General features: G+C 57.2%; 12 protein-coding genes. 8 read left to right on the forward strand and 4 right to left on the reverse strand.

Annotation, left to right across the window (positions count from 1 at the left end; all coding sequences use genetic code 11):
• Window positions 1-307: 307 nt before the first annotated feature.
• On the reverse strand, window positions 308-964 hold the full coding sequence (locus A6723_RS26745; protein WP_054906876.1) for an isoprenylcysteine carboxylmethyltransferase family protein: 657 nt from the start codon (window positions 962-964) through the stop codon (window positions 308-310).
• Between the two features lie 370 nt (window positions 965-1,334).
• On the opposite strand from A6723_RS26745, the gene A6723_RS26750 reads away from it, so the two are divergent.
• The 3 genes from A6723_RS26750 to A6723_RS26760 are packed head-to-tail and all read left to right on the forward strand — an operon-like array spanning window position 1,335 to window position 3,309.
• The gene (locus A6723_RS26750; protein WP_054906877.1) at window positions 1,335-1,970 is read left to right on the forward strand and encodes a LemA family protein; all 636 of its coding nucleotides are present in this window, start codon (window positions 1,335-1,337) and stop codon (window positions 1,968-1,970) included.
• Window positions 1,970-2,809 carry a YgcG family protein gene (locus A6723_RS32585; protein WP_054906878.1) on the forward strand — a complete coding sequence of 280 codons (840 nt, stop codon included), beginning with the start codon at window positions 1,970-1,972 and terminating at the stop codon, window positions 2,807-2,809. Before A6723_RS26750 ends, A6723_RS32585 begins: the two co-directional genes overlap by 1 nt.
• 35 nt (window positions 2,810-2,844) lie before the next feature.
• Window positions 2,845-3,309: a TPM domain-containing protein gene (locus A6723_RS26760; RefSeq protein WP_256233609.1), complete on the forward strand. Its 465-nt coding sequence runs from the start codon at window positions 2,845-2,847 to the stop codon at window positions 3,307-3,309.
• Window positions 3,310-3,438: 129 nt separating this feature from the next.
• Here A6723_RS26760 and A6723_RS26765 read toward each other — a convergent pair whose 3' ends face one another.
• Window positions 3,439-4,410 carry a site-specific integrase gene (locus tag A6723_RS26765; protein ID WP_054906880.1) on the reverse strand — a complete coding sequence of 324 codons (972 nt, stop codon included), beginning with the start codon at window positions 4,408-4,410 and terminating at the stop codon, window positions 3,439-3,441.
• A 180-nt stretch (window positions 4,411-4,590) separates the two neighbouring features.
• On the opposite strand from A6723_RS26765, the gene A6723_RS26770 reads away from it, so the two are divergent.
• The 5 genes from A6723_RS26770 (at window position 4,591) to A6723_RS26790 (ending at window position 11,524) form a co-directional block, all read left to right on the forward strand.
• On the forward strand, window positions 4,591-5,571 hold the full coding sequence (locus A6723_RS26770) for a DNA-binding protein (protein WP_054906881.1): 981 nt from the start codon (window positions 4,591-4,593) through the stop codon (window positions 5,569-5,571).
• A gap of 144 nt (window positions 5,572-5,715) precedes the next feature.
• Window positions 5,716-5,985: an OmpA family protein gene (locus A6723_RS26775; RefSeq protein ID WP_371914078.1), complete on the forward strand. Its 270-nt coding sequence runs from the start codon at window positions 5,716-5,718 to the stop codon at window positions 5,983-5,985.
• A gap of 3 nt (window positions 5,986-5,988) precedes the next feature.
• A complete protein-coding gene (locus A6723_RS26780) occupies window positions 5,989-6,846 on the forward strand; it encodes a hypothetical protein (protein ID WP_054906882.1) in 858 nt (285 codons plus the stop codon).
• 1,605 nt (window positions 6,847-8,451) lie between these two features.
• Complete coding sequence (locus A6723_RS26785) at window positions 8,452-9,570, forward strand: efflux RND transporter periplasmic adaptor subunit (RefSeq protein ID WP_218187767.1); 1,119 nt, start codon at window positions 8,452-8,454, stop codon at window positions 9,568-9,570.
• Window positions 9,563-11,524 carry a MacB family efflux pump subunit gene (locus A6723_RS26790; RefSeq protein WP_054906896.1) on the forward strand — a complete coding sequence of 654 codons (1,962 nt, stop codon included), beginning with the start codon at window positions 9,563-9,565 and terminating at the stop codon, window positions 11,522-11,524. Before A6723_RS26785 ends, A6723_RS26790 begins: the two co-directional genes overlap by 8 nt.
• Window positions 11,525-11,637: 113 nt before the next feature.
• On the opposite strand, the gene dapA is transcribed toward A6723_RS26790, so the two are convergent.
• On the reverse strand, window positions 11,638-12,504 hold the full coding sequence (dapA, locus tag A6723_RS26795; protein WP_054906884.1) for a 4-hydroxy-tetrahydrodipicolinate synthase: 867 nt from the start codon (window positions 12,502-12,504) through the stop codon (window positions 11,638-11,640).
• 311 nt (window positions 12,505-12,815) lie between these two features.
• Window positions 12,816-13,769, reverse strand: coding sequence for a serine O-acetyltransferase EpsC (gene epsC, locus A6723_RS26800; protein WP_139093067.1), 954 nt, complete (start codon window positions 13,767-13,769; stop codon window positions 12,816-12,818).
• Window positions 13,770-13,961: the final 192 nt, after the last annotated feature.

The raw sequence follows: 13,961 nt of genomic DNA on the forward strand, positions 1-13,961 counted from the left end.
ATCTGCGCTTGAATCCTTCGGTGTGAGAGCCTGGATTCTACCGGTGGCTGGCTCTCTGCCTCTCGTTTCAAGCGTTGCGCTTATTCTATGAATTCAGGGGGTTAGGAGTGATCCTTGGCGGCGACTCGAACAGAACCTCAAGCGGAACGTTGAGCCTTCCTGTCTAGGTCTAGCTGGCTCAGGCCTGAGCGCCACACGACCGACGAGGTCACTCACCGCCCTCATAGAATCTCCAGACTTTCCTAGCCCTTGTGTATGTAGCCGCGACACCCTCCCATAGGGCCACACTTATTACGCCAAGTGAAAGTTATAGTTTTGCTTGTACTTTTCCTCCTCTTAGGCGCGGGATGAAGGCTGGAACTTCACTCATATATCGGCGGTAGGCGTCACCAAATTGAGTGAGTGAATCACGCTCTTCAGATTTTGCTAGGCGCGCATACATGAACACCAGCACAGGGAACATGATAATCGTTATCAAGGTCGGCCATTGCAGAAGAAAACTGAACATGATCATTACAAAACCCACATATTGCGGATGACGAATCCTTCCATAAGGCCCCGTGGCTGCTATTTCACCGGCCTTTTGTGCCTCGTAAAGAACCCGCCAGGCAGAGGCTAGCAACCAAAAACCTCCAATAAGAATGGCGCTACTGGCTATATGAAAAGGTCCCCAATGGGGATTGGCTTTCCAGCCAAATAAGAACTCAAGTAGATGACCCGCGTCATGTGAAAAGAAGTCGACGCCGGGATAGCGACTGCCGAGCCAGCCCGACAGCAGGTAAATCGTCAACGGAAAGCCATACATTTCAGAAAACAACGCTATCAAGAAGGCGCTGAATGCGCCAAAGCTTCGCCAGTCACGAGCTGATTTGGGTTTGAAAAAGCTAAATGCAAAGATTATGAACACCAATGAGTTGATGATCACCAATCCCCACAGGCCATAAGCTGACATGTCATGCGTCATGAGAGTTCTCCTTTGAAACAATTAGCAGGGCGTTTAATTACCATTACCAACCGTGCACGGATCCCATGTTGTTCATAACCATCGCCTCTCGATTTTATGAAATTGGTCGCTAGCGCAGCCTGGAGGCATAGCTGTATGTACCATGCTACTCCTCCGGCGGTCGCTCATCAGCGGCTTAACATTAATGAAAATCAATAATGACGAACCCAATAACCTAAGAGAATTGCCTTTTCTAATACGCTAGCTTAGGTTCCTGTCAAAAAGCTTATGCGGAAATTACATTCCTGTAATGCGGGGTTAAGGTTGCGCAAGGATCGAATTTCGGCACTATCATTTCGATAGTTCCCTACTAACATCGCAGAGAGCAAAAATGCATAAAGTATGGATTCTACTGCTTTCTTTTCTAATACTCGGGTTGTCGGGGTGCGGCTACAACGACCTCCAGTCAAATGATGAACAAATCAAGTCAAGCTGGGCTGAGGTGCTCAATCAGTACCAGCGGCGTGCTGATCTGGTGCCAAACCTGGTCAATACGGTCAAAGGCTATGCTGCCCATGAGAAGGAAGTGCTGGAGCAGGTAACAGCAGCTCGAGCCCGGGTTGGTGGTATCCAAGTGACGCCTGAACTGGCCAACGACCCACAAGCTTTCGCTCGCTTTCAGGAGGCGCAAGCCCAGCTTTCTGGGGCGCTTTCGCGGCTCCTGGTGGTTTCAGAGAACTACCCCCAGCTGAAGGCGGATGCTGCTTTTCGTGATCTACAGGCGCAGCTAGAAGGGACCGAGAACCGCATTACTGTCGCTCGCAACCGATACATCAAGGCGGTGCAGGAATACAACGTCACGGTCCGCCGCTTCCCATCCAACCTGACAGCGATGGCATTTGGCTACAAGGTCAAGCCCAATTTCAGTGTTGAGAATGAACGGGCCATCTCAACTCCGCCGCAGGTTGATTTCGGAGCGCCCGCATCGAACAAGCCCAAGGAGAGCGCACCTGGGGCGAACTACTGATGAGCGTTTTCGTACGGGGCTTGTTTGCGGCGTTCATGCTTGGCTGGACGTTGCTGGCTGGAGCACAACCGTTAGAGGTCCCTCCGTTAAGCAAGCGGGTCACCGACTTAACGGCGACACTCACGGCTCAACAGGCTGCGATGCTTGAAAACAAACTGCAGAGCTTCGAAGCACAGAAGGGAAGTCAGCTCGCCGTTCTGATCGTTCCAAGTACAGGTGAGGAAACCATCGACCAGTACTCCATTCGCGTAGTCGAGAAGTGGAAGCTCGGGCGCAGTCGTGTGGACGACGGAGCCCTCTTGATCGTGGCGAAGAATGATCGCGCACTTCGCATTGAGGTTGGGTACGGTTTGGAAGGCGTCCTGACGGATGCCACAGCCAAACGCATCATCAGTGAAATCATCGTGCCACGTTTCAAACGGGGCGATTTCTATGGCGGCATCGATGCAGGCGTAGACAGCATGATAGGCGTGGCCAGTGGGGAATCACTCCCCCCGGTGAAGCCGCGGGCCAACGGTAGGCCAGATGATTTCTCAAGGCTGATTCCGGTTGTCTTGATGCTCACGTTTGTCGTAGGTGGAGCACTTCGCTCGGCGCTGGGGCGTATGCCTGCAGCGCTATTGACCGGCACCGGCGTCGGTGCGCTGTCTTGGGTGCTTTTCGGGGGTATTGGGGCCCCACTGATGGCTGCCTTGATCGCGTTCTTATTCATCCTGTTCGGTGGGGGTATAGGCCACGGTGGGGGCTGGCATAGCGGCGGCAGATCAGGTGGTGGATTCGGAGGATTTGGTGGTGGCGGCGGCAGCTTTGGCGGTGGAGGGGCGTCAGGAAAATGGTGATAAGCACAATCCAGCGCTTGGTCCGTCATCTGTTGATGACGCCGTGGCAGGTACGGCGCGCGTTCTCACGAGGTACATTGGATACGATCAAGGAGGAAATCGCGGCGAGCGAGAGGCTGCATGCCGGGCAGATTCGCTTTGCTGTGGAAGGGGCACTGCCAATTGCCAAATTGCTGAATCAGCAGTCGACTAGAGGGCGTGCGCTGGAGGTTTTCTCCTTGCTGCGGGTGTGGGACACCGAACATAACAATGGAGTGCTCATCTACGTGCTATTGGCTGACCGTGTGGTCGAGATCATTGCGGATAGAGGGATCCATTCCAGGGTCAATGAGCGCGAGTGGATAAGCATCTGCGAGGCCATGGAGGCAAGATTCCAGATAGGCAACTTCGAGGCGGGAGCCGTCGAAGGCATTCGCTCCACTACTCAACTTCTTGCAGGGCACTTCCCCCCAACGAGCGGGCGCAGGAATGAACTGCCGGATCGTCCAGTCGTTTGGTGACAGGAAAGCTAATGCCCGCTACGTGCCGCGATCATGCCTTGACGAACCTCAGCCTCGCGAAAGCGACTCAACTCTTGCCGTTGCTCAGCGATAGATTAAGGCAAGGTGCTTCCTGAGAAGGAGCGGCTATCAGTGGGAAGGTTGGCAAATAGCCAGCGTGTCGACGGTGGACTCAAGAGTACGCTTTGCTGCCAGGCCGCCAAACGAGATCGCCGGGTCGATGTAGCGCATCGCTGACTTGATGTCCTTCCAGCCCACGTAAGTCATCAGCGCCTTGATATCCCAGCCGTTGGCCACCGCCCAAGTGGCAAAACCCCGCCGCAGCGAGTGACTGGTGTACGCCTCGGCCGGAACGCCGGCCTGCTGCAGAATCTGGCGCAGCAGGTTGATTAGGCTGCCCGGGTTCAAGGCTTGTTCATTCATGTGGCCCCAGCGATCTAGTCGACGGAACACAGCACCTCGGGCAATCCCTGCCGCACTGATCCAGTCCAGGTAGGCCTGCACTGGGCAGAGGCGCTGCAACGCCGGTGCGTAGTGGGTGGTGCCTTGGTTGTTCCGGTCCCCCTTGCTCCAGGGCAGGAACAATGTCATGCCGGCACCGGCTTCGGCTTGGATGTGTTCGACCTGCAATCGGCATAGCTCATCGCTACGAAAGCCACGCCAGAACCCGATCAGGAGTAACGCGACATCACGCCGGCAGCGCAAATAGCCTGCCGAATCATCGGCTCGGTGCGCGCGAACCGCTTCCTGCTCGAGCCAGTGGATGGTCTGCTCCAGGTGCAGCAACTGCAGCGGCGCCGCCTGCTTGACCTGAACTGGGTGCAGCGTACGGATGCCTTTGAGGATCTGACGCACCATGGGCGTCTTGGTCGGATCCGGAAAGCCCTGGCTGACGTGCCATTGGGCCAGGGCGGCGAGGCGTTGCTTGAGCGTGTTGAGACTCAAGCTGTCGGCGTAGTCCACCAGGTAGCGGACGATGCTGTCGCTGGTGGCCGGCAGGAAACCACCCCACGCCACCTCGAAGTGCTCGACAGCAGACTGATAACTGCGACGGGTGTTTTCCCGCGTACCGGCCTGCAGGTAACGCTCGACATCTTTCATCGCTGACTTATGCCTGTTTCGTACCGGAAAACGGCCGTTAGGTGACCGAACAGCTCGATGTCATCGAATAATCTTTCATTATTTTATCAGAAAATCTGCCCTCGCTTTGGTTCCATTTACCCTATAGTTAGTATGTATATACATGGTATGTATTTCAGTATGAAATTGTAGGAGAAGCTCATGGCTCGCGGCGGCATCAACAAGGCAGTCGTTCATAAGGCACGGCAGGCCATCCTGGCGCGTGGCGAACACCCCAGCATCGATGCCGTGCGGGTCGAACTTGGCAACACCGGTTCGAGGACCACAATTCATCGCTACTTGAAGGAGCTGGAAGAGGCTGAGCGAGGGCGTAGCTCAGCAGCAATTCCGCTGAGCGAGCAGTTGGCCAATCTGGTTGCGCAGATGGCGGGACAGTTAACGGAGGAGGCGCAAGCGGCGGTAGCCGAGGAGCGGGAGCAGCTAGCCCGCGAGCGGCGCGACTACCATGAGCGCATTCATCAGGCGGAGTACCGCAGCCAGCAATTCGAGGCGCAATGCACTGCCCACGCGGAGAAGCTTCAGGCCTTAGAGCAGAACCTCCAGCAAGAGCAGCAGCAACGCCAGCAGGCCGACATTGAGATAGCTCGCCTACGGCAAGCCAATGGCGATCTGGAAACACGTCTGCAAGATCGCGACGGGCAGATTCGCTCACTTGAAGAGAAACATCAGCACGCCCGCGATGCCCTTGAACATTATCGCGTGGCTAGCAAGGAGCAGCGTGAGCAGGAGCAGCGTCGGCATGAGGCCCAGGTACAACAACTGCAAATGGAGCTGCGGCAGTTGCAGCAAACCCTGATGATCAAGCAGGACGAACTGACACAGTTGAATCGTGACAATGCGCGCCTGCTCGCCGAGATTCGTCAGCAGCAGAAGGAACAGCGCGCCCAGCAGCAGCTCTTGGCTCAAACTAACCAGACACTGGCCAATGCCGAACGCACGAACGCGGCTCAGGAACATCGGCTTCAGTCCCTGCAAGATGAAGCAAACAGCCTTCGCAATACTTCCACGGAACAGGCTCTACAAGCGCAGAGTCTCAGGGAGCGCTTGATCGAGGTCACCACGCAATTGAAGTTGCTTGATCAGCCTGCGGCAACGAGCAGTGGCGTTGCTGACGGCACATAACCTGCTATGCCAGCTTGGGGCAGGGGTCGTAAGTCCATGGGCCGGTGATGTGGATCAAAATTTCGCCGGCAGACATTTTTAAAATCAAAAGCTTAGAAGCCAAATGTCCTAATTTTCCCCTTATCTCGGCATAACCCCCAGCACATCGCAGTGACCGGCCACTCCGACCGTCTCGGCTCGCGATCCCACAACCTCGACCTCTCGCTACGGCGTGCCGAAGCGGTCCGCGATTACCTCGCCGCTGCGGGCGTTCCGGCAGGGGTGATGCAGGTTCGAGGCATCGGCGCAGCCGAGCCAGTGGTGAATTGCCCGGACGCACCACGGGAGCAATTGATCCAGTGCCTGGCCAGTAATCGCCGGGTCGTCGTCGAATTCGCCGCCAGCGCGGCGCAGCCCATCCAGAGTGAGGAGTGAATCATGACTATTTCCAGCAAATGGCTGACCGCCACCCTGTTGCCACTGTGCCTGCTGGCCGGCTGCAATGAGCCCACTCGCAGCACCACGGGCTCCCCGGTGAAAACCGAAACCCTCGGCACCCTCGAGTACCCGGCGCTGCCTGTGATCCGTAATGCGGTGTTCAGTATGTCTCCGCTGGTAGATGGCAAGCGCAACCCGGCAGTGATGCAGCACGTTTGCGGCCTGGCACGTGGCGAGATGAAACAGGCCGATGTCGACCTCTTCGTCAGTGCCAGTGGCGAAACCGGAGAAGCCCTGAAGGAGAAGGGCGGGGTGACCGCGCTCCTGGTCAACGGCAACAAGCAGGCCCAGCAGATTGCCTGCGCCGCCTTCCTGGCAACGGCCCCGCTGATCCAACTCGATGGTCAGGACTTCATCGCGCCGCAAAAAAGCGCGGATGGCAAGCTTCAGGTTTCTGCCCACCGTCTGGGCGAACTCATGGCGCTGCGCATGGCCCTGTCCCGCACTGACGCCGAGTACTTTTCGCTGATCGCCGAAAAGCTGCAGCAGACGCCCGGCCTGACCTCCGCGCAGTATCAGGCCAGGGCCCGGGATTTGTTCTCCGAACTGGCCCCGGCCTACCTTGATCGAGTCAAACAGCAGATGCCCTTGCCGGGCACTCAGTACACCATCAAGCGGCTGGACAATGAGCGCTTTGCCTTCGGTACATCCAATGGTGGCGAGTACGAGTACGGAAACGATGGAATGACCCTGCGCCAGGACAACATCACCTGGTATGGCGATGGGATGCTGATGGGAAAACACCAGACGCTGCAAATCGCCTACTACCCGGACTCGGTGGTTAACCGCATTCAATAGATGGAGCCATTCCGGGCGTCTCAGCGCTCAGCCAGCAAAGTAATCAAGGCTGTTTCCCAGAGTTGCCATCCGATCCGCATCCCGACCGAACGGGATGCGGATTTTTTACGAACTGCCGGAGCACGAGTCGACAAGGCGCGGATACCAAGGAGGAGGGTGTCGAAAGCCCAACGGCTGCAGCACCTGGCGTGGCCGCGCACACTTTTGTTTGGATCGAACCCGCTGCCTGTGCGCGCTTGGCCGCGCCAAAGGCCGGCTCATTGCCGGTCAGCCTTCGGTGCCTGATGGATGGAAATGGCTAGCCAGTGCCAGGGCCGCCGGGCTCCACCATGGGTTGCCCTGGATCGCTCGCAGCGCCAACCGAATAGCGAAGCAAACGCGCATACCCGTGGAGCAAGCGGATCGACGGCGATACCGGTCAACTCGACTACCTGTCGCTGCTGTCTGCGGAGTGATTCAAGAAATGGTGGAGCGGCGTTCCGGCCATTCACCTCAGGCCTGCACGGACCAAAACCAAGACCATGAGCCGTTGTAGAGGCATGGCAGCTGATACCGTGACTAGCCAAGGAGTGGGGTTGTCGTTCTGATCGAGCAGATAAACGCGGAATGGCTGGAGTGCTGCCAGTCGCATCTATGCAATTTAACATAATATACATTATGCGAAGCTAAGGATAAGGGCGTGCACCCTGGAACAGGCATCCTGCGCCAGGATCAAGATACGGCCAACGGTCCAGGGCCAGTGCGTCGCCCGCCCTGACACTGAATACTCCTCGAAGCCTTGGCGATGAATTTGCGGCCGTGTTGATCGCTGGCTGTCCGGCGCGACTGGCAGATATGGATCAACACGCTCGTCTGGGTATCTGTTGTTCATGATCGATACCGTCGCGCCCGACAATGTGCGTTAGCCATCTAAGGCTTCACGTTAAATACGTGATCACCCATTTCCTGCCTGACTGATTGTCCGGATGATTCTTATCGAATTTTCTCACAAACTCCTAGGCGCTCTTCAGGGTACGTAAAACTACTTTAAATCCGTCAACGGCTCGATTTAGCCAATGCCATTTATTTCATGATTGGTGGACAGGTTCGAGTTTTCCGAAACCCAGGATCAGAACCAAGTTGGCTGTCCTACCATCTGACTGTCGACTGATAAATCAGCAACTGAATATGCAGTTGAACCTCAAGCCGACAATGAAAACCCCAATAATTAAGAGATGAACGACTATGAAAGCAACTTCGAAAAATGTCGCAGCAATGGTTTCTCTTTGTCTCATGATGGCAGGCTCTGCGCTCCTCGCGGAGTCAGCCAGCGCGGCGACAGTCAGGCCGAATGCGCCGATTAAAATAAAGTCCAGTAGTCCGTATGGTGGCGGTACATTCTGCAGCGGACACCTCAAGCTGTGCACAGCTGCAAAAGTGGTATGCGGCCGCTGCTGATTTAACGCGCGCGACTCTTTGTAGTGCGATCCCGTGCCGGTCCGGCCTGCTGTGCGGACCGGCATTTCCATTCAATCACCAAGAATTTATTGACATTATAAAAACTTGCTGGGCCATTAATGAATTATGACTCCCCTCCCCCTCAGGATGCTTGCAGTTCGTATAGCAGTGCTTGGCCTGTTCTTAATTATCTTGAATGCCTGTGACGCCAAATTTTCCTCAGGCAAACAAGAAAGATATCTGACAAGTCCTGTTTCCAGGGAGTCTTTATCAGATGAGGTGCTTGCAGTAGGGAGCCTGCAAGCAGTTGATCAGGTTGATATTGGAGCCCAGGTTTCAGGTCAACTGAAGAAACTTGCCGTTCGTCTAGGCGATTCCGTTCATAAAAATCAGTTGCTTGCTGAGCTTGATCCGGTACTGCCATTGAATTCCCTGAAGGCGGCACAGGCCAGAAGCCGGCGCCTGGAGGCCGAACGAGAGGCCCAGGTCGCCCGTGTAGACCTTGCAACTTTCAAATGGCAAAGCCAATCGCAAATGATTTCTGAAGGGGCTACTGCCCGGCAGTCGTTCGAAGAGGCGCGCGTACAACTGAAGATCGAACGGGCCAACCTCGCGTCCCTCGATGCCCAGATTCAAGAGGCACAAATTGAGGTGCAAACAGCAGAAGCCAACCTGGCTTTCACCCGTATAACTGCTCCGATGGACGGAACGGTTGTGAGCATTACTACCCAGCAGGGGCAAACTGTGATCGCCGAACAAGAGGCGCCGGTCATCCTCAAGTTGGCCAATTTGAGCACGATGACAATTCGCGCACAGGTTTCTGAGGCGGATATCCGCCGTGTACAGCCGGGGCAAGCAGCCTATTTCACTGCGCTGGGTGATTCCGATACTCGTCATCCGGCGATTCTTCGGGATATTGAGCCTGCACCGCAGAACTTCCTCGCCTCCCAAAGTGGCAGCGACTCCTCTCGCTTCGCTTCGGCAGTTTTCTATGCCGCATTATTCGATGTTGAAAATCCTGATTCGACCCTGCGCATTGGCCAGACTGCTCAGGTGCATATCTTGCTCGCTACTGCGAGTAACGCGTTGACAATTCCTCTGGCCGCGCTCAATAGCCGCGAGCCGAATGGCGGCGCCAAAGTGAGGGTGCTGGAAAATCATGCTGCTGTGACAGAGCGCGGCATACACGTGGGCATCTCGAATGAATTGAATGCCGAGGTCATCGATGGCCTCAATGAGGGCGAAGAGGTAATCCTTGGCGAGCTTCAGCAAGATGCTGATGAATGAAAATTCGCAGGCACGCCCCCTGCTTTCGCTACAGGGGGTATCACGTTATCTGTGCGCCGACGGCCACAGGATCAGCATACTGCAGGACATCAACCTGACGATTAATGCAGGTGAAATACTCGCCATTGTCGGGCCATCCGGTTCGGGCAAGTCCACGCTTTTAAACCTGCTCGGCTGTCTGGATCGCCCGGACTCAGGCAGTTACAGGGTGGATGGCGAGGAAGTATCACAACTTTCCAGCGACAACAGGGCTGCACTCCGCCGCGAGCGCTTTGGCTTCATATTTCAGCGCTACCACCTGATAGGACAATGCAGCGCTCGCGAGAACGTGGAACTGCCAGGATTTTACCGTGGCACACCTGCCGGCCTACGACGCAAACGCGCAGTGATGTTACTGGAGCAACTTGGCCTTTCAGAACGCCTGCTGCATCGGCCCGAAGAGTTGTCCGGTGGCCAGCAACAGCGAGTCAGTATCGCAAGAGCACTGATGAATGGCGGGTCGGTAATTTTGGCCGACGAGCCGACCGGAGCCCTGGATAGCGAAAGTGGCGAGACTGTTCTGCAGACTCTGCTAGGGCTCAACGCTGCGGGGAGCACTTTGATCATCGTGACCCATGATGAAAGCCTCGCGGCTCGCGCCCATCGAGTAGTTCGGCTGCATAACGGTCGCATCATCGCCGACCAGCATGTTTCCAAAGCCTCTGCGGCCTTTCGCGCTGAAGCGATTCCGGCGCTGCCGCCGCCAACTTCGCAGCGGCTCAAGAACGCACTCGCTGAATTGCTGATGTCATGGCGGATGCTGCTGACACGTAAATTGCGAACCTTGCTTACTTTACTAAGCGTGGTCATCGGCGTGACCTCGGTGATATCCATCATGGCGCTTGGAGAAGGAGCGCGGCGCGACATTCTCAAGCAGGTGGCCGGAATGGGGGCGCACACTATTGATATCTATCCAGGCAGCGACTGGGGCGACAGTGACGCCCCTTCCATTTACACCCTGGTGCCCGGGGATGCGAAAGCGTTACAGGCGCTGCCGTACGTGCTCAGTGTCACTCCCGAAATGCGTGGCACCTTTTTGGTTCGACGAAATACCAGCCATGTAACTGTGCAGGTCAGCGGTGTCGGCGAGGAATACTTTCGAGTGCGCGGCTTGCGAATGAATGAAGGCCGTGGATTTGATGCCGACTCAATGCGACGTCAGGCACCCATTGCAGTAATAGACGCCAACCTGAAGCGCAAGCTGTTCGGCGCATCAGGCAACGCACTGGGCCAGGTCATACTGGTCAACAACTTGCTGTGTACGATCGTTGGTGTGGTGACGCTCGAGGAGACGATCGGAAACAACTCAGGAACGCTCAACCTTTGGCTGCCCTACAGTACCGCCGGGAGCCGCCTGTTCGGCCACCAGTATCTGGACAGCATTACGCTACAGGTGAAACCTGGGCAACCCAGCGAAATAGCCGAGCAGAGCATCGTTTCACTGATGCGCGAGCGCCACGGCATCCAGGATTTTTATACCGCCAATGCAGATGCCATAGTCCGGGCGGTAGAAAAAGCTAGTCGCTCGCTTAACCTGCTGTTGTCGCTGGTCGCCGTTGTCTCCTTGCTGGTAGGCGGGGTCGGTGTAATGAACGTAATGCTGGTATCAGTAACTGAGCGAACTCGAGAGATAGGCATCCGCTTAGCCTTGGGAGCAAAGCAGGCGAACATCCTGCGTCAATTCCTGTTGGAAGCGGTACTGATCTGCCTTCCCGCCGGGGCCATTGGAATTCTGCTTTCTCTGGGACTCCAACTGGCCATGTCATTGTTCGCAACACCGTGGCAGATGGTGTTATCGAGCAGTTCGATCCTCCTTGCCTTTCTATGCTCCACGCTGGTCGGAATACTGTTTGGGTTCTTGCCCGCCTGGAAAGCCTCGCGTCTGGACCCTGCCGTGGCGTTGACACGGGATTAATGCAGCTCGTAGATGCTTGTGCCTGGTCACTGAGTTCAACGTCATTGACTTAGTAACGCGTTACCATTTGCCGCCAATCATTCTAGTAACGCGTTACCAGCCTTCTGCAAAGCCTATTCGGCCAGCGCCGCCAAAACTCCGCGCAGTCTTTCCAGTGTCGCCGGTGTGCACGCCTGCATCGGCTCGCGCACCTCGTTGGCAATCAATCCTTGCAGTGCCAGCGCGCCCTTGACGGCGGAGGGATTGGGCTCAGCGAAAGCGGCCTGCATCCAGGGCAGCAAGCGGTAGAAAATGGCGCGGGCAGCGATGACATTTCCTTCCTCCATCTGCCGGAACATCTGCATGTAGAGCTCGGCACCTACATGGGCCGACGCCGAGATCGCGCCGGCACCGCCCAGGCACAGGTTGGAGAAGATCTGCAGGTCCTCGCCCGTAAGCACATCGACGTGTCCGTCGGCGATCAGCGCCATGGTGGTTTCCGGGTCACCGCCGCAGTCCTTGATTGCGGCAATGTTGGGATGGCGGACGATGCGGCGCAGCGTTTCGCTCTCGATGCGCACACCGGTGCGATACGGAATGTCGTAGAGCACAACGGGCACACTGGCTGCGTCGGCGATGGTGTGGAAGAAGGATTCCAGGCCGGCCTGCGACGGACGAATGTAGTACGGCGCCGGCACCAGTACAGCGGCCACCGGGCGGCACTGGATGTCCTCCAGGCAGGCCAGGAGCTCAGGCTGATTGTTGCCTGCCAACCCCATGATCACCTGCCGTGGCGGCACCCATTGCAGTACCGCGTCGAGTACTTCCAGCTGCTCCGAGTGGCTCAAGGCGGCCGCCTCGCCAGTGGTGCCGCAGACGACAAAACCGCTGACGCCCTCCTCCATCAGCTTCGCTACCAGGCGCTGCAGGGCCGGAAAATCGACGGCGCCGTCACGAAAAGGCGTGGCCAGTGCCACCCAGATTCCACGAAAACTCGACATGCAAAAACTCCAGTTGGCTGACCGTCGGGTCGCCGTCAGGGAGGGTGCGGGAATCAAGCGGGAGGGAGGTTCGACCTTGCGCCTTGTGTCCTGTCAGCCCATCTGACGGGACAGCGCCCCGGTCAAATGAGCGACTGTTTCTTCGATTTCTTCGCAACGACGACGCACGCGCCAGCCTGGGCAAGGAAGCCCGAAGCGGAAAGCGAGTGATCGTGAGTGGGAAGCATGGAAATGCCGTTGCGCTAGATGTCTGACAGATACTGCTGAAGGAGCGAGGGAGCTGTCAACTCCCCTGCCCCGCTTCCATCGCCTCAATCCTTGCCGCAGCGACTCTCGTCGTGCTGCAGGCTGGCCTGGCTCACCTGGCTGCCTGGCGGGACGCTGCGAGTCAGCCAGACGTTGCCGCCGATGGTCGAGCCCTTGCCGATGGTGACGCGCCCCAGGATGGTGGCGCCAGCGTAGATCACCACTTCGTCTTCGACGATCGGGTGGCGTGGTTCGCCCTTGTGCAGCTGGCCGGTTTCGTCAGCGGTGAAGCGCTTCGCACCCAGGGTTACCGCCTGGTAGATGCGCACCTGTTTGCCGATGATCGCGGTTTCTCCGATTACCACGCCGGTGCCATGGTCGATGAAGAAACTGCTGCCGATCTGCGCGCCGGGATGGATGTCGATGCCGGTGGCCGAGTGCGCCAGCTCCGAGATGATCCGGGCCAGCAATGGCAAGCCGGCGTTGTACAGGTGATGCGCAAGGCGGTGGTGGATAATCGCGACGACGCCCGGGTAGCACAGCAGAACCTCGTCGACGCTGCGCGCGGCAGGGTCACCCTGGTAGGCGGCGAGCACGTCGGCATCCAGCAATTTGCGCATTTCCGGGAGCGCACGGGCGAAGTCACGCACCAGCAGCACGGCATGCTCGTCGATCCGGCTATCCACGACATCACCGCGCTGCCGCGCGCTGTAGCGCAGCTCCAGGCGGGCCTGCACCAGTAGTGCATTGAGGGCCGCGTCCAGCGTATGGCCGACAAAGAAGTCTTCGCTTTCCTCGCGCAGGTCGTTCGGGCCGAGGCGCATGGGAAACAATGCGCTCGCCAGGCGTTCGACCACTTCCTCAATGGAGTGCCGCGAAGGCAGTTCACGACCGCCCTGTTCCGGATGTCGCCCAGTGCGGGATCGCCACTCGTTACGGGCGCCGCGCAGGTCCTCGACGATCTGCGCCAGTTGCCAGTTCACCGGGCCATTCTCGTTCAGTCGATTGGCGTCGTTCATCGCTTGCTGTGTTCCTTGGTATTCAGAGGCTTCGATCACGAATGCCTATCCTGATCGGTCGCGCTTCCGAGGACAAATCGCCGGAAGGCATAACCTAATGCCTTTTTTGCAGCACCAGGTGCTGGCACAGCAACAGTCGATCAACAGTGCAGCTGACACAGCAACACTTTCCCGGCGGCGAATCCCCCGGAA

It is taken from the genome of Pseudomonas sp. AU11447 (assembly GCF_001672555.2).
GTDB classification, from domain to species: domain Bacteria; phylum Pseudomonadota; class Gammaproteobacteria; order Pseudomonadales; family Pseudomonadaceae; genus Pseudomonas; species Pseudomonas nitroreducens.

Excerpts from the sequence above, each read along its gene's own strand:
- A6723_RS26745 (WP_054906876.1), bottom strand. The coding sequence starts at position 964 with ATGACGCATGACATGTCAGCTTATGGCCTGTGGGGATTGGTGATCATC.
- A6723_RS26750 (WP_054906877.1), top strand. The coding sequence starts at position 1,335 with ATGCATAAAGTATGGATTCTACTGCTTTCTTTTCTAATACTCGGGTTG.
- A6723_RS32585 (WP_054906878.1), top strand. The coding sequence starts at position 1,970 with ATGAGCGTTTTCGTACGGGGCTTGTTTGCGGCGTTCATGCTTGGCTGG.
- A6723_RS26760 (WP_256233609.1), top strand. The coding sequence starts at position 2,845 with ATGACGCCGTGGCAGGTACGGCGCGCGTTCTCACGAGGTACATTGGAT.
- A6723_RS26765 (WP_054906880.1), bottom strand. The coding sequence starts at position 4,410 with ATGAAAGATGTCGAGCGTTACCTGCAGGCCGGTACGCGGGAAAACACC.
- A6723_RS26770 (WP_054906881.1), top strand. The coding sequence starts at position 4,591 with ATGGCTCGCGGCGGCATCAACAAGGCAGTCGTTCATAAGGCACGGCAG.
- A6723_RS26780 (WP_054906882.1), top strand. The coding sequence starts at position 5,989 with ATGACTATTTCCAGCAAATGGCTGACCGCCACCCTGTTGCCACTGTGC.
- A6723_RS26790 (WP_054906896.1), top strand. The coding sequence starts at position 9,563 with ATGAATGAAAATTCGCAGGCACGCCCCCTGCTTTCGCTACAGGGGGTA.
- dapA (WP_054906884.1), bottom strand. The coding sequence starts at position 12,504 with ATGTCGAGTTTTCGTGGAATCTGGGTGGCACTGGCCACGCCTTTTCGT.
- epsC (WP_139093067.1), bottom strand. The coding sequence starts at position 13,769 with ATGAACGACGCCAATCGACTGAACGAGAATGGCCCGGTGAACTGGCAA.